The following is a 24,715-nucleotide window of genomic DNA, read 5'->3' as shown; positions in this document are numbered from 1 at the left end:
CCTATTTCGGGCGGGTCTAGTTCGGGCGGGGCCTATTTCAGGTAGCCGACCAGGGCGCCGTCGTCCCCGAAGAGCTCCTGGCGCCACCGGTCCAGCAGGGCGGTGGTGTCGATGTCATCGGGGTGGAACCCGGGGCGCATGTAGGGGCGCAGCTCCCCCAACAGCCCCTTGACCAGCGGGCCTCGGAAGACACCCCAGGTCTGCCGCAGGGCCTTGAACGGGCGCCACGCGGTGGGATCGGTGGCCATCGAGGCCATCACGCCAGCAGAAACCACGGGGATGGTGGAGGTGTACATAACGGCCATAACCGCGATGCGGATCCATTCGGGCCCGTCGACGGCGCGGTAGACGTCGAAGGCGACCGACTTGTGTTCCAGTTCCTCGATCGCATGCCAGTTCAGCAGGTTCCAGACCTCCGGATCACCGGGGATGGCCTGCATCTCGTCGCCGAGGACCCGGGCGGCCAGGGTGGCGGTGTAGTGCTCGGCGGCCGCGGTGAACGCCAGATGGATGTAGGCGGGAACCCGGTCCTCGAAGCGCACCAGCACACGCTGCCGCCGGCTGTCGTGGTCGAAGGTGAACGCTCGCACCATCGGGTAACCCATCGCGGCCAACGTGTCGTTGAGGCGGCGATGCTCCTGACCGTGGACGGACTCCTGACCGATGAACCCGGCCACCCGCTTCTTCAATTCCGGGTCAGCGATCCGGTTGGCAAACCGGCGCACCGACCGGATGAACGACTCCTCGCCCGGTGGGAACACCGCCGACAACAGGCTCGTCAGGTGACTCATCACGATGTCGCCCTCGACGTAGTGGCGCTTCATCGGCGTCGGCTGACCGTAACGGAAGCGAACGCGTCGAACTTTCGGGTAGCCCCCCGACCGGGCGTCGCCATCGGCCTTGGTGATCGGTTGAACACTCATCGTCATCTTCTCCTCACACGCCGGTGCCGACGCTGCTTCGATGCTTATTTCAGGTGGTCGACGAGAGTGCCAGCAGGCCCGAATAGCTCCTCTTGCCACTGCCGGAGCACCGCGACGGTATCGATGTCGTCGGGATGGAAGCCAGGGCGCAGGTAAGCGGCGAGATCGGTGAGCAACCCGTCGAACAACGGGCCGCCGAACAGCCGACGTGCCTCCGAAACCAGCCGCAGCGGCTGGCGCCTGGTCACCGGATCGTCGATCAGCGACAGGGTCAGCGTGGTCAACGCCAGGGGAAGGGCCAACGCGATCATCGTTGCCATCACCCCGATGCGCAGCGGTTCACTGCCACCCATGGCACGGTAGACATCGAAGGCCACCGACTTGTGCTCCAGTTCCTCCAGCGCATGCCAATTGAGGAGGTTCCACACCTCGGCGTCGCCCGGGATGGCCTGCACTTCGGGGGTATCGAGCACCCGCTGGGCCAACACTGCCGTGTAGTGCTCGGCGGCGGCGGTCATAGCCAAGTGCGCGCGCGGACCGATCCATCGCTCCAGGCGCCGACGTCGCCGCTCCAGCGTCTTCGAATCCCACCAACCGATCCGGTAGCCCATCGCGATGAGCTTGTCGTTGAGAGCGCGGTGCTGTTGACCATGCACCGACTCCTGCCCGATAAACCCGGCAACCCGCTTCTTCAACTCCGGGTCGGTGATGCGGTCGGCATAGTGGCGCACCGACCGGATGAACGCCTCCTCCCCCGGCGGGAACGCCCCGGAGAGGCTGGCCACGAAGTGGCTGAACACGCTGTCGTCGTTGACGAAGTACTTGCCGTACTGACCGCCTGTTCCGAACGGGAACCTCACCCGGCGGGTCTTCGGGTATCGCGCCGTAGCGCTGTCGTTGACCACGGCAACCTCCAGTGACTTTTAGTATCTAATACCTTCAGTACTGTGTGTTTTGTCACATTACGTCGCCACCCCTGCCCGCGCAAGGCTCCTGCATGCGCCGCAGAGCGGCGAGCGGAGAATCCACGACGCCGAACACCGATCGCTTGACAGATTGACATATCAGTCCGATTATTTTGACATGTCTACGGCTTCCGCTGCCCTGCCACAAGGTGTGGGCAGGCCGTCCCCCGAGGGGCGCTCTCCCGATCACGAGGTGGTCATCATCGGCGCCGGGTTCGGGGGTATTTGCGCCGCGATCAAACTTCGCGAGATCGGTGTCGAGGACTTCCTCATCCTCGACCGTGACGAGGACTTCGGTGGGACCTGGCTTCGCAACACCTACCCGGGCGTCGGGGCCGACATCCCCTCGGTCGCTTACCAGTTCGGCTTCGCACCCGCCAGCCACTGGCGCCGCTTCTTCGCCAGCGGTGCCGAGATTCAGCAATATGTGCTCGATCTCGTCGACGAGCACGCACTTTATGATCACGCCCGGTTCCATGCCTGCGTCGAGCGCGAGGCGTTCGACGACGCTAACCACTGGTGGACGATCTACCTGGCCGGCGGTCAAGTGATCACTGCGCGGTTTCTCATCACCGCGATCGGCGCCTACATTAACCCGAAGACTGAACCGGACATTCCGGGTCTGGCGAGCTTCACCGGACCGGTGCTGATCCCATCCCGGTGGCAACACGAGATCGACTTGACGAACAAGCGGGTCGGCATCGTCGGTGTCGGCAGTTCGACCGTGCAGATCGCGCCGTCGATCGCCAGCCAGGTCGCTCACCTCGACGTCTACCAGCGCACCCCGCAGTGGTATTTTCCCAAACCCGACTTCGGCTACCCCCCATTTCTGCGGCGCCTGCTGGCCAAACGTTGGTTCGCCACCACGCTGCACACGGTCGTGTTGGCGTTCATCGAGATCGGCTTACGTGTCCTCATTTACACACCGCGTCCGGTGTTCACCGCGGCGGCCTCTGCCTTCGACCGGGTCGCGCTGCTCCTCTACCGGGGATGGCTGCGTTACAAAGTAAAAGACCGCTCCGTACGACGGCAGTTGCGCCCCCGGTTCGGCGCCGGATGCACCAGAGGCACTCTCGGCGGCGACTACCTGCCGACATTCAACCGGAGCAACGTCGAACTCATCAGCGACGGCATCGACCACATCACGTCCGACGGCATCGTCGACGTGAACGGCATACACCGACCGATCGATGTTCTGATCCTCGCCACCGGCTATGAAATGTTTTCCGACCCCGAGACCTACCGACCTGGGACGGTGTTGGGCAGCAATGGATTTGACCTCGCCGAGTTCTATCACAGCGAAGGCCTACAGGCGTACCAAAGCGTCACGGTGCCGGAGTTACCGAACCGATTCATGATGGTCGGACCCTACTCGTGGACTGGTACCGGCTTCCACTACATCCTGGAGAACGCCATGCGTCACATCGCAGCAGTGATCACGATCGCACGCGAGCGCCAAGCCAGCCGCGTCGAGGTGACGTGGGACGCCTTGAATCGGTTCCAGACCGGCCTGCGGAGAAGTGGCGCCAACCTCAATCGCTACTTCACGGTCAACTGTGCGGGCTCCAACAGCTATTTCATCAATTCCCAAGGACACACACCGTACGTCCGGCCGTGGACGGTGTTGCAGTCACGTCGGCGCAGTACCCGGTTCCCAGAATCGGACTACACCTTCCAGCGACTGCCGACTACGGTGCGTGAGGTTTCACATGCGGTTTGACGCGATCGCGCTAACTCCGGAGAACTCCGACGAGTTCCTCCACACTGCACCGTTCATCACCCATGTTCGGCGGAGATTCGCCGCACCAGCCGAGCACGTTTGGGAGGTTGTCGCAAGCAGCCGAATGTGGTCGTGGCTGCCTACAGTGTGGGGCTGCCGGTACCCCTCGGCGACCGAGCCGGCACCGGGCGTAGTACGTGATTTTCAGATGCATATCTTCAAATGGCTGATCTTCGCGCAACGCGAACGGCTGCTGGAGTTCGATCCGGGTCAGATGACGATGTGCTATACGGCGACGGACGCCACGTTGCCGGTGTTCGGCTCGTGGTGTGAGCACTACCGGGTGGAACCGGAGGGCACAACCCACGCAACGATCGACTGGACGCTGGCCTGCGCGCCAAGGTATCTGCGCCGAATTCCCGGCATCCGATGGGGGCGGCGCCCGGTCGCTGCGGTGCTGCAACCGGTGTTCTACTTCGGCTTGGGCGGTCTGGAACGCGAGCTTCCCCCCGCCCATCTCGACATCACCGTGCCCTCCAGAACAATCGAGACGCGAAAAGGACCGACGTGATTCCACAACACACCGTCGCCGTCATCGGCGCGGGACCCGCCGGGATCGGCGCAGCCGTACGCCTGAAACAGGCCGGAATCGATGATTTCGTCATCGTGGAACGTGCAGACGAGCCCGGAGGCAGCTGGCGCGACAACGACTATCCCGGCATCGGGGTCGACGTCCCCCATTTCACCTACCAGTATTCGTTCGCCCGGAACTCCAACTGGTCCCGCATCTTCCCCAAGGGGGAGGAAGTGAAGGCCTACCACTGTCGGGTCGCTGAAGAGCACGGACTGTACCCGCATCTGCGGTTCGGTGTCGAAATTGTCAAAGAGGAGTGGGACGATGCCACCGGCTACTGGCGGCTGCACACCGCGGCCGGCGAGGAGATGACCGCGCGCTACATCCTCAGCGCCGTCGGGGCATTCATCAACCCCAAAGACGACCCTGGAATCCCCGGATTCGACACCTTCGCCGGAAAGATCCTGCGGCCCACCGAATGGGACCACGACTACGACCTGACCGGCAAGCGCGTCGGAATCATCGGAACCGGAGCCAGCTCCGTGCAGATCACCCCGGCCATCGCCCCCGAAGTGGGGTCTCTGGCGGTATTCCAACGCACACCGGTGTGGTGTTGGCCCAAACCGGATTTTGCGATCGGGCCGGTGCTTCGGACGGTGCTGGGCCGGGGCGCGACTCAGTCGCTGTTATCGGGGATAGCACTGGGCCTGGTCGAAGCGCTGACCCGGCTGCTGGTCTACACCCCGCCGGCGATCGCCAACCGGGCAACAGCGCTGATGGACTCCGGAGCCAGAGCGGTCTACCGCGGCTATTTGCGCACGGTGGTGCGCGACCGGGATGCTCGGCGTGCGCTGACCCCCCGTTACGGACTGCTCGGCAAACGCCCCACTTTGTCGAACACCTTCGTTCAGGCCTTCAACCGAGACAACGTGGAACTCGTGGACAGCGCGATCGAGGAGATCACCGCCAACGGTGTGCGCACCGCCGACGGCCGGGAACGCGAACTGGACGCGCTGGTGGTCGCCGTCGGCTACGAACTGTTCTCCGACCCGGAGAGCTACCGGATCGGAACCGTCGTCGGCGTCGACGGATTCGACCTCGGCGAGTTCTACAACACCCACCGACTCCAGGCCTACGAAAGTGTCGCGGTGCACGGGTTGCCGAACCGGTGGATCCTGGTCGGCCCGTACTCATGGACCGGGACCGGGTGGCATTTCATGGTCGAATCGTCGGCACGGCACGCCGTCCGGGCGATCTGCGAGGCCTCGTTACGCGGGTGCGACGTGGTGGAGGTGACCGCCGAAGCGCAACAGCGCTACCACGCGAAGATCCAGCATCAGGGCCGCAACATTCAGCACTACTTCCAGGTGCGCAACAAGGGCCTGCGGACCTACTACGTGAACTCCCAGGGCGACATGCCCTACATCCGGCCCACTACTGCGCTGCAATCTCGCCGCGCGGCATCGTCTTACCCGTTCTCCGATTATTCCTGGCGCACGGTTCCCTTGCCTGTCGACGAGTCACCTTCGGGCGTCGGGCTGGAGGGGGTCCGATGAGCCGGCCCTACCCCGCGATCCCGATGGCTGGGGCGGTCGTCGTCGTCACCGGAGGTGCGCGCGGGATAGGCCTGTCCACCGCGTCCAGATTCATTGCGCGTGGCGCGCGAGTGGCAATCGGCGATCTCGACGAGCTCGCAGCGCAGACCGCCGCCGCCAGCCTCGGCGAGTCGGCTCGTGGCTACCAGGTCGACGTCGGCGATACGGAAAGCTTCCGGGCGTTCCTGGACCGAGTCGAGGATGATATCGGCCCAGTCGAGATCTTGATCAACAACGCCGGAATCATGCCGATCGGCGCCTTCTTGGCCGAGCCGGAGGAGGTGACCCGGGCGACGTTCGCGGTCAACGTCTTCGCTCATATGACCGCCGCACGGATCATCGCACCCCGGATGATCGCACGGGGGCGCGGGCACATCGTCAACGTCACCTCGGCAGCCGGGAAGATCCATTCGGCCGGGTTGGCCGGTTACACCGCCGCCAAACACGCCGCGACCGCGTTCAGCCGAAGTCTGCGCGAAGAGCTGCGCCCGCACGGCGTGTCGGTGTCGGCGGTACTGCCGTCGGCGATCAACACCCAACTGGTGGACGGGATCCCGCTCGGGGTTGTCCGGATCGGCGTGCTGCCGCCGAGTATCGTTGCCCGCCGCATCGAATCGACCGTGCGGCGTCGGCCCGCGCTGGCCGGAGCCCCGCACGGCCTCGTCCCGCTGTTGACCTTCGCCAATCTGGTGCCCGAGTGGCTCTGGCTCGCGGGGCGCCGACTGGTCAATGCCGATCGCACGCTGGGCCCGATCGACCGCGTTGCCCGCGCCGAGTACGACGCCCGCATCACCGCCAACGCGGCACACCCAGCTGAGGAGCCCCGACCATGACCGTAGTTCAACGGCAAGCGGATCAGGACGACGCAACGACGCAGCGACGCGATCCCGATGTGTTGGTAGCCGTCATCGGGGCGGGCGTCGGCGGGCTGGGCGCGGCCATCCACCTACAACGGGCCGGGTACTCCGACTACATTATTTTCGAACGCGCCGACGACATCGGCGGAACCTGGCATTCGAACCGATACCCCGATGTCGCCGTGGATATTCCAGGCATCGTCTACCAGTTCTCCTTCGAGAAGTACCCCGGGTGGTCGCGCACGTTCCCCAAAGGCGCCGAGGTCCGCGGCTACATCAACATGCTGGCCGATAAATACCGCTTGCGTTCCCGCATCCGACTGAACACCGAAGTGATGCGCCGGGATTGGGATGAGGATAACCATCTGTGGGTACTGACCCTCAACGATGAGTCCACGCTGACAGCCCGCTTCGTGATCACCGCGACCGGCGCCTTCGTCGAACCGCGCGTCCCCGATATCGCGGGCCTGGAAGCGTTCGAAGGTTCGGTGATCCAGACCCAGTCCTGGAACGACAACGTACAGATCGCCGGAAAGCGAGTCGCGGTGATCGGAACCGGCGCGACCGCCATCCAGGTGGTCCCCCAGTTGGCCAAGACCGTGGCCACCCTCGACGTCTACCAGCGTCGCGCGATCTGGGTGTTCGCCAAACCCGACTTCGAGATTCCGCGCCTGGTGCAGACCGCATTCCGCAGGATTCCATTCCTGCAGAGCCTGATCCGGGCCGTGGCGGCAGCCGTCACCGAGGTCGGACTGGTCGCCATCACCGTGCACGGCAAGCGGATCGCGCCGCTGGCAAAGATCCCGGCCTGGGCCTGCCGGGCGTTCCTGTTCACCCAGGTGCGCGATAGGGAGTTACGTCGACAACTGACGCCGACTTACGGCTTCGGCTGCAAACGCCCCAGCGTATCCAATGTGTACTACAAGACGTTCACTCAGAGCCACGTCACTCTGGTCACAGACCCGATCGAGCGCATCACCCCCACCGGCATCCGCACCCGGGACGGGGTGGAGCGGCCGGCCGACGTGTTGGTCCTAGCGACCGGGTTCGAGATGTCCAACAGTCCGGTGGTTTACCGCCATCGGCCCGTCAAAGGCCGGAACGGGTTCGACCTGGCCGATTTCTACGAGAACCATCGGGCCGCGGCCTACGAAGGTGTAACGATGCCCGGGTTGCCGAATACGTTCATGGTCTTCGGTCCGTATGCGTGGTCCGGAAGCTCCTGGCACGTCATGGTCGAGAACGCATCCCGGCATGCCGTGCGGGTGATCGAAGAGACCTTGCGGCGCGGTTCCACCGCCGCGGAGATTTCCGTCGAGGCAAACGATCGGTTCCACCGGTTCGTCGACGCGCGCGGGTCCGATACTTTGATGCACGGACGTGCCTGCATCGATTCCAACAGCTATTACATCGACCGGAACGGTGATTTCTCTTTTTTGCGGCCGACCACCGCCTACCAGTCGACCCACGCGTCCAAGAACTTCGACCTCAACGACTATTGCTACCGGACATGACGCGGGAGTTCGGCCTGCTGATGAGTTCCTCGCTCTCGCAGGTGCCTGACCGAGTCGACGACAACGGTTATCACTTGCCTTACCTATTTCGACGGAAGGGGATCTAGATGACCACCGCCTCCGAGGCTGCGGCGGACAACTCATTCCCCCAGCCGGCGATACGTCGCGAGTTTCCGGGCCCGGGTGCCTTGTCGAAGGTCGTGGCGATCGTGTTGCGCGTCTTCGTCCGGCCGGTGATCGCGTTGTTCGTGCGCTTCCCGGAGGCGCGCTGGCCGTTCGCGATGGCAGATTGGGCCGCGTGGCTGATTCCGCGGCCCTACGGTGTCCGCCGCCATCCGGTATCGCTGCCGGACTGTCGGGCTGAGCTTCTCATTCCGGCCCACGCCACCGCCGGCCGGGCGATTCTGTACCTACACGGCGGCGGGTTCATCGTGTGTGGCTTGAACACCCATCGCCGGCTCACCGCTGACATCGCGCGCGCCGCCGGCTGTCCGGCGCTCGCCGTCGGCTACCGGCAGATGCCTCAGCATGGACTCGGTGAAGCTCTCGAGGACGCCGTAGCGGGGTTTCGCGCGCTGCTCGCCAGAGGGTATTCGTCCGAGGATATTGGAATCGTCGGCGACTCGGCGGGAGGCTATCTAGCGGTTGCCACCGCGTTGGCGGTGGTGCGGCAGGGTCTTGGCCGGGCCGGAGGGTTGGTGCTGATGTCGCCGATGACGGGCGTTGACCCCGACTTGGCGCTGGCGCCTGCTGACGACCCGCTTCTCACCGCGCCGGTGGTGGCTGTGCTCAGCCGCAAGCTCGCCGCCAAACCGGCCGTTCCGTCCGCTGTGCTGCCGCATCGGCGTCTCGCTGCTGATGATCTGTCGACGTTGCCCCCCACTCTGGTGCAGGTCGGCACCCGTGAAGTCTTACGCGCCGGCGCAGAGGAGCTTGCCGATGCGATCGCCGATGCCGGCGTGCCGTGCGAGTTGCAGACGTGGAGCGGCCAGTTTCACGTATTTCAGGCCGGCGCCATAGTGCTGACCGCGGCCCGAGAGGCGATCGCGGAGATCGGATCGTTTCTGCGCCGGACGCCCACCGAGTGGCGTTAGGCTCCCCCGGCCGCCACCATTGAGATCCGGCCATCGCGCCCACCGGTATTCGTAAACGCCCGTGTCAACACGGGCTCTGATTCCAGGACTCAGGAGCACGCGACGTCTGATGGACTTCGCTGCCCACTACTGATCGAAGGCGATGTCGATCTCGGCGGACTCCGGCAAGGTCTGGCAGGCCAACGTGAGCCCCCGGGAGAGCTCCTCCTCGATTAGCGACTCGTTCATCCGCATCCTGGTGCGTCCGCTTCTGACCGAGCACACACAGGTGCCGCACGCTGATTCGCGGCAGACGTGCGGCGGGTCCAGTCCTGCTGCCAACAAGACATCCAATAGAGGGGTGTCCTTCGGCCAGTCGAAGATGTGGCTCTCGCCGTCCAGTTCGACACGCACCCGTGCGCCGCCGTCGTCGACCGGCGCCGGCTCGGGCGCCTGGGCGGTGGCCGTCAGGAACGGATTGGTCTCCAACGATTTGTAGTTTTCGGTGTGCAACCGTTCGGCGGGAACCTGCAGCCGCGTCAACGCGGCTCTGACCTGGTCGGCAAATCCGGCCGGCCCGCACAGGAATACATCGCCGCCGACATGCGGTTCGATCAGGTCAGCCACCGCTGCCGACTGCGGCAATCCCCGCTCCGACTCCAACCAGTGGGTGACCGCGAACCGTTGCGGAAACTGTTCGGCCAGATCATCGATCTGGCGGGCGAAGATCACCGCGTCGCGGTCCCGGTTGGCGTAGAGCAACGTCACCTTTCCGGTTCCGGTGTGCAGCAACGATTTGGCGATCGACAGGATCGGCGTGATCCCGCTGCCTGCCGCGCACAACATCACGTCGTCATCGAAGGATCGCGGGGTGAACGCACCGGACGGCTCGAGCACGGTCACCGTCGAGTCGACGGCGATGTTGTCGCAAATCCAGTTCGAGGCGAACCCGTCGGTCACCCGCTTGACGGTGACCGCCGGCCGGCTGTCCTGGTGCGGGCTGCTGGAAAGCGAATAGCAGCGCGCCACCGAACCGGTCCGTTCACTGGGGATGCACACCGTCAGGAACTGTCCCGGTTTGTAGTCGAACCGAGACGCCACCTCAGCAGGAACGTCGAAGACCAACGTGACGGCGTCAGCGGTCTCCTTGATCACTTCGAAGACCCGCAATTCGTGGGTCCGATCGGTCATCCGGTGGCCTCCGCTGCCGAGAGCGCCCGCTGCCGGATTCGCCCGATCATGCCCAGAAAATGGGCGGTGACCGACTCCCGGCGCTCGTAGGGCAGGAAATGTCCGGCACCGCGGAACACCACCACGGTGCTGCCGGGTAGGCGCTCGCCGATCCGCTGCGCGTGGGTCGGCGAGGTCAGGAAATCCCGCGTTCCGGCCAGCACTGTGACTTCGAGATCCCGGAACGTTTCCAGCGTCCGGTACCGGTGATGCTCCAGGATGGATCGGCCGATCGCCGCGACAGCCCGAGGATCTGCTTGCGCGCCCTGTCGCGCCACCCGGTTGAGGTCGCGCCGCCGCGGGTGTTTGCCGAAGGCTCCGCGCGCTCCCTGGCGAACCAGAAACAACGGCCGGCTGGGCATCTTGACCCGCGTACCCAGGCGGAGCGCTAATTTCATGGTCGCCTCGGTCCCGGGAACCCTACGGACCGCGCCCATCAACTCACCCGCGCTGGTGGCCACCAACATCGCACCCTCAACACGCTCGACCACCAGATCGGGATGCCGTTCCGCCAGGGCTGTCAGGGTGAACCCGCCCAGTGAATGCCCGCCGAGGACCACCGGCCCGGTCGGGACCAACGCGGTGATCACCGCGGCGAGGTCGTCAGCGAGTTCTTCGATCGAGGCGCCCGGTACCCGATCTGAAAGGCCATGCCCTCGATGGTCGTAGGCGATCACCCGCACCGCGGGATCAGCAGCGACCACCGACTGCGCGACGTCCTCCCAGATGCGGTTGGAGAGGGTCCAGCCGTGGGCCAGAACAACCGTCAACTCGGCTGTCGGCGCACCCCACTCAGCAACCTGCAGATTGACTCCGTCGGCCATCGGCAATCGAAACTCACGGTACGGCACCGTCGGCATCCGTCGGCCCGCCACAGTTACCGACCGACCTCTGCAGTAGGCGCCTCTGACGCGGCGGGGGCGGCGGTTCCAGCGAGCAGCCGGGAGTCACCGAAACGATTCAACAGTTTGGCACCGATCGTCTGCATTCGCTCCACCGAGAACGGTTGCGCCATCCGGCGGTTGACTCCCGGGGCGATCCGCAGCATGAAGTAGCCGAGCCAGGCTTCAGTGCGTACCGGAACCACCGCCAGGTCGAACCGGACCGCTCGTATTACCGCTCGGGCCACCAGATTGGGGTTCATCGGGGCCCACGGCAGCTTCTCGGCGATCTCCTGCATCCGCTGACTGATCTGCAAGCCGCGGTCCATCAGTTCCTGGTCCACCCCGACGGTGATCGCGTTGTCGCCGATATTGGTGTTGATTACCCCGGGACAGATCGCGCTGACGCCGACGCCCTTCGATCCCAATTCCAGGCGTAGGCACTCAGTCAGCATCTTCACCCCGGCCTTGGAGACCGAATAGGGCGCCATGACCGGGGTCGGGGTGAACGACGCTGCTGATGCGATGTTGACGATGTGACCGCTGCCCCGCTCAACCATCTGAGCACCGAAGGCACGACAGCCGTGCACGACCCCCAACAGGTTGACGCTGAGTTGGCGCTCCCAGTCGGCGGGCGTGAGCTCCAGGAACGGCCCGCCCACCAACATGCCGGCGTTGTTGACCAGCACGTCGGCGTAACCGTGGTCGGCCAGCACATCGCGGGCGAACGCGTCCCACGCCTGTGGGTCGGTGACATCCAGGCGCGCCGCCGAAGCCGTTCTACCCTGGCCGCGGATCATGGCGGTGGTCGCCTCCGCGGCATCGAGGTCGATGTCGGAGACCACCACGTGCGCGCCGCGCTTGGCGAACTTGATGGCGGTCGCCCGGCCGATGCCGCTTCCGGCACCGGTGACGACAACGAGTCGGGGTTGCAAAGAGTTGATTTTCACGCGTTCTCCTTAGCCTTCTCCACGTCCGGCTGTGATGTCTTGGATCCCGCGCTGTAGCGGTAGACATCCAGGTTGTAATGACGGTTCTGCCAGTACATCTCACCGTGGGTGGAGGGCCGGAACGGCGAGTCACCCTTGTCATCGATGTAGTAAGTGTTCGATCCCTCGCAGGTGGGGGTGAACAAGAAATTTCGTTCTTGACGTTTCAAGCATTTGCGGAAGTACTCGTCGTGGGCTTCCTGGCGGATCTCAACCACCTCAGTGCCCCGGCTTTTGCTCTCCGCGATCGCCCGACTGAGGTGGGCCGAGGTGGCCTCGATCATCCACAGGTAGGAGCCGAGGACGAATCCGTACGGCCCGGTGATGGTGAACATATTGGGGAAGCCGGGGACCGAAACACCCTGGTAGGCCTGGTAGCGACGTTCATCCCAGAACCTCCCGAGGTCGACCTGATCGCGCCCGATCACCGGGAACGGTGGAACCGCGCGGTTGTCCCAGAGCCGGAAGCCGGTGGCACAGATCAGCACGTCCACCTCGTGTTCGACCCCGTCGACGGTGCGTATCCCGTTCTTGGTGATGCACTCGATGGAATCGGTGATGAGGCTGACGTCGTCGCGGTTGAATGTCTTGAGGTAGTCGTTGGACATCGACGGACGCTTGCAGCCCAACCCGTAACGGGGCATCAGCTTTTCGCGCAGGACCGGGTCATCGACCTGGCTGCGCATCCACCGGCGTACCGGGATCTCGGCCATCCGCCGGCTGATGTCGGTCAACCAGCGCGGGCCGACCAACTGGCCGCTCATCCCGATCTCGGTGCCGATCGTGCCCATCGCACGGATCGCCGAGCGCAACCGACGGCGCCCCATCACCCACCGACCGAGGGTCTTCATCTCCATGTCGACCTTGGGGAACACCCAGATCGGTGTCCGCTGGAAGACCGTCAAATGACCGGTCTCCTCGACGATCGCCGGAACCACCTGCAGCGCCGTGGCGCCGGTACCGATGATCGCGACTCGCTTGCCCTCGAGCGCTATATCGTGATCCCACAACGCGGTGTGCATGAGCGTGCCGCCGAAGTCGTCGACCCCGGGGATGTCCGGCATCTTCGGGCTCTCCAGCCCGCCGACCGCCATGACCGCGTAACGCCCGGTGATCTCCTGGCCACCGTCGGTGGTCAGTCGCCACATGTTGTTGGTCTCGTCGAACACGGCGGAGATGATCGTGGTGTTCAAGCGCAGTTTGTCCCGCAACCCGTACTTGGTGACCATGCCATCGGCGTAGTCGCGAAGCTCCTCACCGGGGGCGAACAACCGCGACCAGTCGCCACGCTGCTCGTAGGAGAAGCTGTAGACGAACGACGGGATATCGACCGCCACACCCGGGTAGGTGTTGGCGTGCCAGGTGCCTCCGACGTTGTCCCATTTGTCGATGATGATGAAGTCGTGGATGCCCTGGCGCTGCAGCGCGATCCCGGTGCCGATGCCGCCGAATCCGGCACCGACGACCACCACCTCGTAGTCGGGGTCGATCCGCTCGGCGGTCGGCTGCGCTTTGGTCTCAATGGTTGTCGTCAACGGTCCTGCCCCTCACCTATTTCATTTGCTCGCGAAGTGCGCCGTCGGCGCCGAAAAGTTCCTGCTGCCATGTTTGGACGATCTGCTCGGTGTCGATGTCGTCCGGGTGGAATCCGCGCCTCATGTACACCGCCAACTCGCCCATCAAACCTTTGACCAGCGGACCGCGGAAAATGTCGTAGGTCTGCCGGATCAGTTTGAACGGGCGCCATCCGCGCGGGTCGGTGGCGATCGACATCAGCACGCCGATCACGACGACCGGGATGGTGAAGGCATACATCAGCGCCATCACCCCGATCCGGATCCACTCAGGCCCACCGACGGCACGGTAGACGTCGAAGGCGACCGACTTGTGCTCCAATTCTTCGGTGGCGTGCCAGTTCAGCAAGTGCATGACCTCCGGGTCGCCGGGGATCTGCTGAATCTCCTCGCGAGTGAGGACCCGCTCGGCGAGCGTCGCGGTGTAATGCTCGGCGGCAGCGGTCATTGCCAGATGCGCGTAGGCGGGCACGGTGTTCTCCAGACGCCGCACCCACCGCTCGCGACGACTCTGCGGGCTGAACATGAACAGCCGGACGAACGGGTAGCCCATCGCGACGAGCTTCTCGTTGAGCCGCCGGTGCTCTTGGCCGTGTACCGCCTCCTGGCCGATGAAGCCGGCGACCCGCTTCTTCAGCACCGGGTCGGTCACCCGGTCGGCGAAGCGCCGCACCGATCGGATGAACGACTCTTCGCCGGGCGGGAATGCGGCGGAGAGCACGGCCACCAGATGGCTGTAGACGATATCGCCCTCCACGAAGTGATGGTTCATCGGTTGCGGATCCCCGAAGCGGAAGCGCATCCGGCGCACCTTCGGGTACGCGCTCACCGGCACCTTGCCGTTGGCCGTTGCCGGCGCGACTGGGTTGGCTACCATTGCAGTCTCTCCTTCGACATTTGGATAGGGCTTTTTTGGGTCATTTCAACCGGTCCAGCAGGACGCCGTCGGCGCCGAAGAGCTCGGTCTGCCAGCGCTCCAGCAACGCGGTGGTGTCGATGTGGTCGGGATGGAAGCCCGGCTTGAGGTACTTGGCGAGTTCGCGTCCCAGGCCGCGGAATACCGGTCCGCGGAACAACCCATACGCTTCGCGCACCAGCCGCAACGGCTGGCGGCGGGCGATCGGGTCACGGGCCAGGGCCACCAGCAGGGTCCCCAAGACCACCGGCCCGGTCAGAGCGAGCAGGGCGGCCATCACCGTGATCCGGACCCGCTCGGAACCGCCCACCGCGCGGTAGACATCGAACGCCACCGACTTGTGTTCGAGTTCCTCGAAAGCGTGCCAGTTCAGCAGGTTCCACATCTCCGGTTCGCCTGGGATGGCCTGGATCTCGTCGCTGGAGAGCACCCGTTCGGCCAGCACCGCGGTGTAGTGTTCGGCGGCCGCCGTCATCGCCAGGTGCACGTGCCCGGAGATTCGGTCTTCGAAGCGCTTCTGCCGCGCGATCACCGATTCGGAGTCATACCAGTCCACCAGGAAGCCGAGATCGGAGAGTCGGCTGTTGAGTTCGCGGTGCTGTTGGCCGTGCATGGCCTCCTGGCCGATGAACCCGGCCACCCGTTTTTTGAGCACCGGGTCGGTGATCTGGTCGGCGAAGCGTCGCACCGACCGGATGAACGCCTCCTCTCCGGGCGGGAAACCCGCCGAGAGCCCGGCCACGAAGTGGCTGAAGACGATGTCGTTGTTCACGAAGTATTTGCCGTAGTCCCGGTTCTCCCCGAAACGGAACCGGACTCGTCGGGTCGCCGGGTAGACGGACTTCTCGATCACCCCGCCGGCCGCGGCGAGCGACCCCGTTTTCGACGTTCCACCAGCCATGCCCCTGCGCCTCTCTCGAACGAACAGTACCTAGTACTCGATGTCTTGAGTAATGACGGTAGCGCCCCGGCTGTCGCCGCACAACCCCGCATCCGCGACGTCGGTGAATAATTCGACTGACATGTCACAAATAATGTGACTGATACGTCACTCTGTCAAGGGCACGGGCGGGAGAACGCCGGGATTCGGTAGGAAATGGTCGCGCGTCAGCGACCGCGAACCGCGGTCAGCGCGGGTCGGTGTCGAGCAGTTGCTGCTCGGGATCGAGGATCACCCCGCGCGCCTCGGCGCCGGCAGCCATCGCGCCCCACAGGAAGACGGTCAACTCCTCGACCAGGCGCTCCTTGCTGATCGTCGGGGTGTTCAACCAGCGCAGCACGCCGAGCGCCACCGCACCCACACTGGCGTCCACGACATACTCCACATCGGCGCCGTCCCCCCCGCGGGCGGCGAGCAGCGCCGACCAGACCGCGGACATCGCGTCGGAGAGCGGGCGGCCGCTGTCGATCAACTCCGCGGCGGAGCGCCCGGACCGAAAGTGCGAGCCGACCAGAAAGCGGAACACGTTGGGCCGTTCGTCGACCAGGTTGATGTAGGCGGCCAGCGCCGAATACACCATCTGCCGTCCCGTCGCGGTGAGGTCGAACTGCGGCACCACCCGCTGCAGGATCAACTCCTGAACGTGTTCGGCGACGGCGGCGAACAGGGCGTCCTTGTCTTCGAAGAAGCGGTAGAGTTTGGGGCGCGGCACGCCGGCCGTCTTGACGACATCGTCGATAGAGAGTTCCGGCCCGTACTCCTCGATCGCCCGGAGCGTCGCCTCGATCAGCTCCGCGCGCACCGCGGCGCGGTGCTCGCGCCACCGGTCAACGCGGGCGTCACCGGTCAACGCCGGCAATCGCCCGCGGCCGGGAACCACATCGGTTGACACGCGCCCCAGCCTAGTCCAACGCTCCGACGACACGGTCGGTTCGCCGTACCGAATTCTCAGGGTTGTGGCTTGCCCTGACGCCACGCCGCGTCGATGCGTCCGAGTTCGGTGACCGGCTCGGCATCGAGAAGCCATTCCGCAGCGATGCGAAACCAGTTGTTGCCGGCGCCGATCTGGCTGAGGGTGCCGAACACCAGGAAATCCAACCGCCGGGAGAACAGGTGCTCCGGTGGTAGCCGTTCATTGCGCATGGTTTGAAAGGTGTCCGCTGTCGGATCGATCACGCCGAGCAGCGCCGCGCTGACGTCGATCGAGCGCACCGCGACGTAATCGTCGACGAAATTCCAGCCGGCGGCGTCCAGTGTGTAGTCCAGGCAGTCCTGCGCGGACACCGCGGAGTCCGGCCGCAGCACGCCGTACTCCTCCATGATCGTGCGCAACCCCTCGCCGTCGCCGGCGACGCAGCGTCGCCCGATGCGGCGTTCGAAATCCACCGCGTCCGGATCCATGTGTTTGTACATGCCGAAGTCGAGAAACGCGACCCGGCCGTCCGGGCAGTACAGGAAGTTGCCCGGGTGCGCATCACCGTTGAACTCGCAGTCCCGGTACAGCGACCCCAGATAGAACCGGTAAATGACCTCGCCGATCCGGTCGCGCTGCGCGGCGGGAAGTTCAGCCACCTCCCCGGCCCGCATCCCCGGGACGTATTCGGTGGTTAACACCGAGTCGGAACTGAGTTCGGGAATCGGGGCCGGAACATGGATGAACGGATGATCCGTGTACCTCTCGGCGACCCGCGCCTGGCTGATCAATTCCTGCCGGTAGTCCAACTCCCGGGAGAGTTCGTGGGTGATCTCGTCGAGGAACTCCCGGGCGGCCACGGTGGGCAGCGTGGTCTTCATCATCCGCAGAAACAAAGCCAAGTTTTTCAAGTCTGCGGCCACCGCGGTGCGAACCCCCGGGTACTGAACTTTGACCGCCACGTCGCGGCCGTCGAGGGTGCGCGCGCGGTACACCTGACCGATGGAGGCCGCGGCGAACGCCTCGGTGTCAAACGCTCCGAACAGGGTCTCGACGGGTGCGCCGAGCTCGGACTCGATCACCGGACGCATCGTGTCGAAAGGCATCGCGTTGATCGAGCCTTGCAGCTTCGACAGCTGCAGCCGGAAGTGTTCCCGCGACGCCTCATCGACGATGCCGAGGTCGATCACGGACAGTAACTGGCCGATCTTCATCGCCGCCCCACGCATGTTGCCCAGGACGGCGACGAAATCACGGGCGAGCCGTTCGTTGGCCCGGTCCAGCATCCGCTCGCGGCGGCTCTCGGTGACCACGATCGAACCGGCTTTGACGGTGACCCGCCGCAACGTCTGCTTGGCAGCTAGCCCGCCCAGCCGCGCCCCGCGCGCCAATCGTGAGGTGGTTAGCGCCTCGGAGTCCCGGGAATTCGACATAGCGACACATCCTACGATCGAAATGTACGATCGGCATGACACATCAGTCCGCGAAATCGGGGACAGTCTGCAACCAATTGTCGCTCCCGGGAGGTTTCATGGCAGTGCGACCCGCCGACGTGGACGCCGACCCGCGCCCCACCCGGCGGCGGGGCCGGCCCCCGGTGGAGAACCTGCGCGAGGACCGGCGCGCCCAGATCATCGCCTCGGCCCTGGCCGTCTTCGCCGAAAAGGGCTACGAGGCGACGACGGTCTCCGACATCGCCCGACATGCGGGGATCGGCCAGGGCACCATTTACCGCTACATCGGCAGCAAGCGGGAGTTGCTAGACCTCGTCTTCGACCATTCGGTGGAGGAGTTGATGAGCGCGGCACAACCGGAGTTGCTCACCGCGACACCGCCCACCCGGCCCGACGAGTTCCTCGACCGCGCCGATGCGGTGCTCACGGCGGTGGATGCCGCGTTGGACCGCCAGCCCCAACTGCTCTCCTTGGTCCTGGTCGAGGCCAGCGCGATCGATGAGGAACTCAAACTTCGCATCCTCGGTCTGGAGGCGACCGTCGCACGCATCGCAGCGGGCCTGTTCGAACAGGCGCAGGACGCCGGACTGCTGCGGCACGGCGCCGACCCGGAGGTATGCGGCGTGCTGGCCACCAAACTGCTGCTTCCGGGCGGGTTGCGGGAGGTGATGGGGCAGCGCGACCCCGCCACCCGGGCCCGTTATCGCGACGCGGTCATCGATTTCGCCCGGCACGCGTTTTTCGTCGAGGACGGATCGCGGTGACCACCCAGAGTTCCCCGGACCGGCGCGCCCAGCTGACGCGGGCGGCTTTCAACGTGTTCGCCGACCGCGGCTACCGAAACACGTCGGTGGCCGACATTGTCGCGGCGGCAGGGCTGGGCCACGGCTCGTTCTACAACTATTTTGCCAACAAGCGGGAGATCCTGGACGCTGCAATCGATCTCGGCCTGCAGGAACGCGCCCCCGAACTGTCGCCGCCCGACCAGCTCGCCGACACCATGGAGGAGTTTCTCGACGCGATGACGGGGCCGATGCGCGCTTTGCACTCGCTGTCGGTCACCGACAACAAACTCGTCTCGCTGATCGTGTTCGACGCCGGCGCGGTCGATGAACAGCTCACCCACCGGCTGTTCGACATCTACCAGTCGTTCGCGACCTCGGTGCAACGGCAGATCGACCACGGCATCGAGGCCGGCTATCTGCGTCCCGGCATGGACAGTCAGGTGCTCGGCGAACTCGCCGTGACGATGAGCCTGACCTTGCTGCTGCCCGCCCAAGGAGGGCCGCCGCCGCCGGGTGGCCCCGAACACGTCATCACCCAGATCCGCGAATTGGTACGTGCCGGCCTGGGCCGGGTGCCGGCCGAAAAGACACTCTGAGCGATCCGCCGACACCGCCCTCGATGGTGTGCTTTACTCGCCCGGAGTGATGTATCAGTCACCTAATTTTGATGCGAGCGAAGGGGGTTCGCCGATGACCGCCGCGCCGCTGACGACAGACTCCGGCGAACCCCTTGACGACGCCCGCAGCCTCCCCCATACTGGCTATCCCATACGTTCAGTACCCAGTACTAATAGTCTCGCAAAGTCGTGGTCAACGTCGACCGAACTGCGAGACCGTGCCACACTGACGCAAGGAGAACCCCGCCGTTGACTCCGGGAACGCGCGCTGCGGTGGACACCGGCTCGGTGGGCACCGACGCCGGAATCGGCGCCTACTCGGAGGCCGTCGAGACCGCGACGCTGCCCGATGAAGCGGACAACCAGACATCGTCTGCCGAGCCCCACGCGCCCGGGGCGACCGCGAATCCGGCACCGACCCGCCGGTCGATGCGCACACAACTCGGCGGCCTACTCGGTCGGCCGGTGACGGCGCTGGCCGACCGCACCGACTCGTCACTGCAGACCCTGGGCCGTTTCATGGAGCTGGCCGCCCAGGCGATCACCTTCTTGATCCGCGACTTGATCCGGCTGCGCCACCCCTGGCGGGACACCATCAATCAGGCCTGGTTCATCGTCAGCGTCACCGCGATCCCGGCGTTGCTGGTCTCGATCCCGTTCGGCGTCATCGTCGCCGTCCAAGTGGGCAGCCTCATCCAACAGGTCGGCGCCAGTTCGATTTCGGGCGCCGCCGGCGGTCTAGGGGTGATTCGGCAGGGTGCGCCGATGGTGGCCGCACTGCTGCTCGGCGGTGCGGCGGGGTCGGCGGTCACCACCGACCTGGGTGCCCGCACCATCCGCGAGGAGGTCGCCGCGCTGGAAGTGATGGGAATCCATCCGGTGCAACGGTTGGTGACGCCACGGCTGGCCGCGATCGTTTTCGTGGCGCCCGTGCTGTGCTTCTTCATCATCTTCATGGGCCTGAGCGCCGGCTACCTGATCAACGTGGGCTTCCAGTCCGGCACCCCGGGCAGCTACATCGCATCGTTCGCCTCGTTCTCCAGCATCACCGACGTCCTGGTGGCGCTGTTGAAGACCTGGCTGTTCGGGCTGGTGGTGATCTTGGTGGCCTGCCAGCGCGGCCTGGAAGCGAGCGGCGGGGCGCGCGGAGTCGCCGACGCGGTCAACGCGGCCGTCGTCATCGGGGTGGTCGCGGTGTTCCTGATCAATGTGGTCGTCACCCAGTTGGTCACCATGTTCATGCCGACGAGGGTGGGCTGATGGCCACCCCGTCCCGGTACCTGCCGCAAGGCCTGCCGGCTCCGCTCCGCCTCCCGTGGACGGTGGCTGCCGGCGGCGGCACGGTCCTCGAGCGGCTCGGGCATCAGCTGAGTTTCTTCACCCAGGTGCTCGGCTCGATACCGCGAACGGTCGTCCGCTACCGCCGACAGACCGGCCTGCAATTGGTCGACATGGTGTGGGGGAACGGCGCGCTGATCGTGGGCGGCGGAACCATCGGGGTGCTGGTGTTCCTCGGCGCGGCCGTGGGAGGGTCGGTGGGGATCGAGGGCTATTCGGCGCTGGACATGGTCGGGATGGGGCCGTTGACCGGCTTCATCTCCGCCTACGCCAATACCCGGGAGATGGCGCCGATGATCGCCGCCATCGGCTTCGCGGCCCAGGCCGGCACCCGGATGACCGCCGAGATCGGTGCGATGCGGATCGGCGAGGAGATCGACGCTCTCGAGGCGCAGGCGATCCCGTCCATCCCGTTCGTGGTGACGACCCGGGTGCTGGCCGGGATGATCACCATCATTCCGCTGTACCTGTTGACCTTGGTGTTGAGCTACTTGTCCTGTGCCCTCGTCGTCAACGTCGTGCACGGGCAATCCTCGGGCACCTACTACCACTATTTCGACTCGTTCATCCAGCCGTCCGACGTGGCGTTCTCGCTCGTGAAAGCGGTCGTCTTCGTCACGCTGATCATCGCGATCCACGGCTATCAGGGCTACTACGCCAGCGGCGGGCCGGAAGGGGTCGGTCAGGCCTCGGGCCGGGCGATCCGCGCCAGCCTGATCGCGATCGTGCTCAGCGACATGGTGTTGACGCTGCTGTTCTGGGGCGACAACCCGGGAATCCAGATTTCAGGATAGCTATGCCACCACTACTCGATGTCGACGGCCGCGGCGCCAGCCGCCCGGCCATGCGGGTCAAAGGCCTGATCGTCGCGGTGGCGATCACCCTCGTGGCCGGACTGCTCTACCAGATGGCGATCGGCCGTTTCGACAACAAATTCACGCTGACCGTCGTTGCGGACACCATCGGCGAAGGTCTGGCGCCGGGTGCCGAGGTGAAGTTTCGGGGCCTGCCGATCGGCACCGTCAAATCGCTGGAGTCGACCGGCTACAACCAGCAGCGGATGCTGGTGGAACTCGACCCGCGTCAAGCGCACGTCTTGACCACCGACACCCGAGCCCAGTTCACCTCGTCGAACGTGTTCGGCAGCGCCGCGGTCGAATTGGTCAGCAGCGGTGACGGCGAAGCACTGCGGCCCGGCCAGACGCTGGTGATGGAGACCGGCACCGAGGCCGCCTCCATCACCGGGTTGCTGCGCCAGGGCCAGAAGATCGGGAAGATCTTCGACTCGCCGGAGGTCAACCACATCCTGGCGGTGTTCAAACGCCACACCGACCTGACCGAGCCGGTGGCGCGGTCGATCATCGACTTCGCCCGCATCTTGGCAGACTCGCAGACCGTGCCATTCTCCGAGACGTTGGCGGTACTGGCCGGGTTGGTCGACGGCCTCAACGATTTCGTCCCGTTGGTCAGTCTGCTCAACGACCTGCTCGACGGGTTGAAATTCTTGAGCGAACCCGATGGGCCGCAACGGACCACCCGGGTCCTCGGCGAGATCGGCCAGTTGCTCAGCGGTGTCGGCGAGTTGATCGCCAGACACCTACCCTGGCTGACCCCGGTGATCACCTCGATCATGAACCTGGCGGTGCCGTCGATGTATCTGTTCGGCAGCCTGGCGCCGGCCTATGACCGGCTCTCCGGCCTGATCGACCGGACCAGCGCGGCATTCCCGTTCCAAAACGATCGGGTTCGCATGCAGATCGAGCTCATCATGGACACCGCACCCGGACTTGCCTCGGCGCTGCCGGAAGCCCCCCGGGAGGGCCGATGAGAAGTGTTTCCAACGCCGTGCTGTGGCTGACGGTCTTCACCACCGTCAGCGCGCTGTGCGCGGTGATCGTCCTCAACACCCTGCGCGACCCGGTCTCCGGTGCCCTCCACCGGTACACCGCCACGTTCTCCGACGTCTCCGGTTTGTTCCCCGGTGACGACGTACGCATCTCCGGGGTGCAGGTCGGCAAGGTCGACACGATCCGGCTCGACGGCCGCAAGGCTCAGGTCGGCATCGCGGTGCTCAAAGACCGCCCGCTGTATGAGAACACCGACGCCGCGGTGCGCTACCAGAACCTGCTCGGGCAGCGCTACGTCGAACTCGTCCAGCCGGCCGCGCCGGGACCGCGGCTGGCGGCGAACAGCACCATCGGTCTACAGCACACGATCCCGTCGTTTGACGTCACCAAACTGTTCAACGGCTTCCGGCCGATCTTCGAAACCCTCGACCCGGCTCAGTTCAATCAGTTCGGTGAGAACCTGCTGCGCATCATTCAGGGAGACGAAACCGGGATCGGACCGTTTCTGCGCGACCTCGACAAGCTGTCCACCCTCGCTGTCGACCGGCAGAGCGTGCTGAAGGTGCTGATCGCCAACCTCGCCGCGGTCTCCCGCGATCTCGGCGGCAAATCCCAGCAACTGTTCGCCCTGATCACCCAACTCAACGAGGTATTGGGCACGTTCAACTCCAAGGCCGCGGAGTTCAACGAATCCATCGACCGCGAATTGCCCACGTTCCGCAGCGCCGTCAAACTTCTGCAGTACATCGAACGGATTTTTGACGGCACCACAACCCCGCTCTATGACCTGCTGGGCCGGATGTGGCCGCAGACCCCCACCATCGTCGCCGGCCTGTCGCTGGTGCCGTCCCTCATTCAAGGCATGCGCGATTCGCTGGTCGATGACAAGCCGGCCAGACCGGCGTTCGAATGCTCGCGCGGCGAGGTGAGCTTGCCGGGGATCGGCCAGGTCTCGTTCGCCCACCAGAATCTGGTGGTGTGCCGGCCATGACGCTACGCAGGCGAACCCGAACCGATCAGCCCGGCCGGCACAGTGAACGGGCGGTCGCCCACCGCAGCCGCCGCAACGGCGTCATCGCCCTGGCCGTGATCGTGGCGGCTCTGGCGGTCACCGGCCTGGCCTACATCAACCCGCTCGGCAAACACGGCTATACGGCGCATTTGAGCACCTCCGGCGGTGTCCGGCCCGGCGATGAGGTCCGCATCGCCGGAGTGAAGATCGGCAAGGTCACCGGCGTCCGACTCGACCGGACCGAAGTGGCGATGACGTTCGAGGTCCAACAGTCGGTGTTCATCGGCTCGGAATCCACCCTCGACATCAAGATGCTCACCCCGCTCGGCGGTCACTACGTCGCGCTGGACCCCAAGGGCGACCGTCCGCTGGGGCGCGACATCCTCCCGGCTCGGCAGAGCAGCACCCCGTTCGAGATCAGCGACATCATCCAGACCGCGGCGCCGATCATCGAAGAGGTCGACGGCACCGTCATCCACCGGACATTCACCGAGGTCGCCAACGCGGCCAACCGCTACCCCGATTCACTGCGGGACGTGTTGACCTCCGCGCACCTGCTGACCGACTCGTTGAGCCAGGTGACCGACGATTTTCGCCGAGGTCTGACCTTCACCAACAACACGTTCGAGGCGTTGCTGGGCAACCGGGACCAGCTGGTGTCGCTGACCGAGAACCTTGCCAGCCTCGGTGAAACTTACACCGCGAAGGCAGTCGACATCGTCGAGTATTTCACCGGCCTGAGCGAGTTGGCCCGCATCGTCGACCGCTTGATGGTGTTCTACGGTCGCGAGGTCCGTCCGATCGTCAACGGAATCGACGACATCATCGACACCCTGGTCGCACACCCGGACCGGCTCGGTAAGGCCGCGATCAACTTGGGTCAGATCCTGGAGATCGTCTGGCCGATGCTCAGCGGCAACGGCATCACCGTCGATGAGGGAAATTTCCTGGTGCCCGGACAGGATCTATGCCTTCCTAACATCATGAAGCAGTGCTGA

The 24,715-nt window shown here is 65.0% G+C and carries 23 protein-coding genes; 13 read left to right on the top strand and 10 right to left on the bottom strand.

Annotated features, from left to right (window positions below):
* Window positions 1-32: 32 nt before the first annotated feature.
* Both B8W67_RS09590 and B8W67_RS09585 read right to left on the bottom strand, forming a co-directional pair.
* The gene (locus tag B8W67_RS09590) at window positions 33-923 is read right to left on the bottom strand and encodes a metal-dependent hydrolase (RefSeq protein ID WP_069391904.1); all 891 of its coding nucleotides are present in this window, start codon (window positions 921-923) and stop codon (window positions 33-35) included.
* 44 nt (window positions 924-967) lie between these two features.
* On the bottom strand, window positions 968-1,828 hold the full coding sequence (locus B8W67_RS09585; protein WP_085303698.1) for a metal-dependent hydrolase: 861 nt from the start codon (window positions 1,826-1,828) through the stop codon (window positions 968-970).
* Between the two features lie 211 nt (window positions 1,829-2,039).
* Between B8W67_RS09585 and B8W67_RS09580 the strand changes: the two genes are divergently transcribed.
* The 6 genes from B8W67_RS09580 (at window position 2,040) to B8W67_RS09555 (ending at window position 9,242) form a co-directional block, all read left to right on the top strand.
* Window positions 2,040-3,608 carry a flavin-containing monooxygenase gene (locus B8W67_RS09580; RefSeq protein ID WP_372507457.1) on the top strand — a complete coding sequence of 523 codons (1,569 nt, stop codon included), beginning with the start codon at window positions 2,040-2,042 and terminating at the stop codon, window positions 3,606-3,608.
* Window positions 3,598-4,179 (top strand): SRPBCC family protein, encoded by a 582-nt coding sequence (locus tag B8W67_RS09575; RefSeq protein WP_084228654.1) that lies wholly within the window; start codon window positions 3,598-3,600, stop codon window positions 4,177-4,179. The genes B8W67_RS09580 and B8W67_RS09575 overlap by 11 nt, the downstream gene beginning before the upstream one ends.
* Window positions 4,176-5,738 (top strand): flavin-containing monooxygenase, encoded by a 1,563-nt coding sequence (locus B8W67_RS09570; protein WP_165757316.1) that lies wholly within the window; start codon window positions 4,176-4,178, stop codon window positions 5,736-5,738. The genes B8W67_RS09575 and B8W67_RS09570 overlap by 4 nt, the downstream gene beginning before the upstream one ends.
* Window positions 5,735-6,610, top strand: coding sequence for an SDR family NAD(P)-dependent oxidoreductase (locus tag B8W67_RS09565; protein WP_234806716.1), 876 nt, complete (start codon window positions 5,735-5,737; stop codon window positions 6,608-6,610). The genes B8W67_RS09570 and B8W67_RS09565 overlap by 4 nt, the downstream gene beginning before the upstream one ends.
* Window positions 6,607-8,148, top strand: a complete 1,542-nt coding sequence (locus B8W67_RS09560) for a flavin-containing monooxygenase (RefSeq protein ID WP_085303693.1) — start codon at window positions 6,607-6,609, stop codon at window positions 8,146-8,148. Before B8W67_RS09565 ends, B8W67_RS09560 begins: the two co-directional genes overlap by 4 nt.
* A 107-nt stretch (window positions 8,149-8,255) precedes the next feature.
* A complete protein-coding gene (locus B8W67_RS09555; RefSeq protein ID WP_085303691.1) occupies window positions 8,256-9,242 on the top strand; it encodes an alpha/beta hydrolase in 987 nt (328 codons plus the stop codon).
* 126 nt (window positions 9,243-9,368) lie between these two features.
* Here B8W67_RS09555 and B8W67_RS09550 read toward each other — a convergent pair whose 3' ends face one another.
* From B8W67_RS09550 to B8W67_RS09515, 8 genes are all read right to left on the bottom strand, one after another.
* Window positions 9,369-10,412, bottom strand: coding sequence for a ferredoxin--NADP reductase (locus tag B8W67_RS09550; RefSeq protein ID WP_085303689.1), 1,044 nt, complete (start codon window positions 10,410-10,412; stop codon window positions 9,369-9,371).
* Window positions 10,409-11,275 (bottom strand): alpha/beta fold hydrolase, encoded by an 867-nt coding sequence (locus B8W67_RS09545; RefSeq protein WP_163797180.1) that lies wholly within the window; start codon window positions 11,273-11,275, stop codon window positions 10,409-10,411. The genes B8W67_RS09550 and B8W67_RS09545 overlap by 4 nt, the downstream gene beginning before the upstream one ends.
* Before the next feature lie 53 nt (window positions 11,276-11,328).
* A complete protein-coding gene (locus B8W67_RS09540; protein ID WP_085303685.1) occupies window positions 11,329-12,282 on the bottom strand; it encodes an SDR family NAD(P)-dependent oxidoreductase in 954 nt (317 codons plus the stop codon).
* Window positions 12,279-13,844, bottom strand: coding sequence for a flavin-containing monooxygenase (locus B8W67_RS09535; protein ID WP_372507458.1), 1,566 nt, complete (start codon window positions 13,842-13,844; stop codon window positions 12,279-12,281). The genes B8W67_RS09540 and B8W67_RS09535 overlap by 4 nt, the downstream gene beginning before the upstream one ends.
* A 28-nt stretch (window positions 13,845-13,872) precedes the next feature.
* Window positions 13,873-14,772, bottom strand: coding sequence for a metal-dependent hydrolase (locus B8W67_RS09530; protein ID WP_085303681.1), 900 nt, complete (start codon window positions 14,770-14,772; stop codon window positions 13,873-13,875).
* A 40-nt stretch (window positions 14,773-14,812) separates the two neighbouring features.
* Window positions 14,813-15,712 carry a metal-dependent hydrolase gene (locus B8W67_RS09525; RefSeq protein ID WP_084228660.1) on the bottom strand — a complete coding sequence of 300 codons (900 nt, stop codon included), beginning with the start codon at window positions 15,710-15,712 and terminating at the stop codon, window positions 14,813-14,815.
* Between the two features lie 226 nt (window positions 15,713-15,938).
* Entirely contained in the window at window positions 15,939-16,643 is a 705-nt protein-coding gene (locus tag B8W67_RS09520) for a TetR/AcrR family transcriptional regulator (protein WP_372507447.1), read from the bottom strand.
* Window positions 16,644-16,699: 56 nt separating this feature from the next.
* Window positions 16,700-18,097 (bottom strand): ABC1 kinase family protein, encoded by a 1,398-nt coding sequence (locus B8W67_RS09515; RefSeq protein WP_069391845.1) that lies wholly within the window; start codon window positions 18,095-18,097, stop codon window positions 16,700-16,702.
* Between the two features lie 98 nt (window positions 18,098-18,195).
* On the opposite strand from B8W67_RS09515, the gene B8W67_RS09510 reads away from it, so the two are divergent.
* From B8W67_RS09510 to B8W67_RS09480, 7 genes are all read left to right on the top strand, one after another.
* Window positions 18,196-18,882, top strand: coding sequence for a TetR/AcrR family transcriptional regulator (locus tag B8W67_RS09510; RefSeq protein ID WP_163797189.1), 687 nt, complete (start codon window positions 18,196-18,198; stop codon window positions 18,880-18,882).
* Entirely contained in the window at window positions 18,879-19,499 is a 621-nt protein-coding gene (locus tag B8W67_RS09505) for a TetR/AcrR family transcriptional regulator (RefSeq protein ID WP_163797192.1), read from the top strand. The genes B8W67_RS09510 and B8W67_RS09505 overlap by 4 nt, the downstream gene beginning before the upstream one ends.
* Window positions 19,500-19,949: 450 nt before the next feature.
* Window positions 19,950-20,780, top strand: a complete 831-nt coding sequence (locus B8W67_RS09500; RefSeq protein WP_109561758.1) for an MlaE family ABC transporter permease — start codon at window positions 19,950-19,952, stop codon at window positions 20,778-20,780.
* Window positions 20,780-21,652, top strand: coding sequence for an MlaE family ABC transporter permease (locus B8W67_RS09495; protein ID WP_085303676.1), 873 nt, complete (start codon window positions 20,780-20,782; stop codon window positions 21,650-21,652). Before B8W67_RS09500 ends, B8W67_RS09495 begins: the two co-directional genes overlap by 1 nt.
* Before the next feature lie 2 nt (window positions 21,653-21,654).
* On the top strand, window positions 21,655-22,686 hold the full coding sequence (locus B8W67_RS09490) for an MlaD family protein (protein ID WP_069391849.1): 1,032 nt from the start codon (window positions 21,655-21,657) through the stop codon (window positions 22,684-22,686).
* On the top strand, window positions 22,683-23,696 hold the full coding sequence (locus B8W67_RS09485) for an MlaD family protein (protein ID WP_085303674.1): 1,014 nt from the start codon (window positions 22,683-22,685) through the stop codon (window positions 23,694-23,696). Before B8W67_RS09490 ends, B8W67_RS09485 begins: the two co-directional genes overlap by 4 nt.
* Window positions 23,693-24,715 carry an MlaD family protein gene (locus tag B8W67_RS09480; protein ID WP_085303717.1) on the top strand — a complete coding sequence of 341 codons (1,023 nt, stop codon included), beginning with the start codon at window positions 23,693-23,695 and terminating at the stop codon, window positions 24,713-24,715. The genes B8W67_RS09485 and B8W67_RS09480 overlap by 4 nt, the downstream gene beginning before the upstream one ends.

It is taken from the genome of Mycolicibacillus koreensis (assembly GCF_002104795.1).
In the GTDB taxonomy this organism is placed as follows: domain Bacteria; phylum Actinomycetota; class Actinomycetes; order Mycobacteriales; family Mycobacteriaceae; genus Mycobacterium; species Mycobacterium koreense.
Note: the sequence above shows the minus strand (reverse complement) of the source record. Positions and strands in the feature narration are given on the sequence as shown.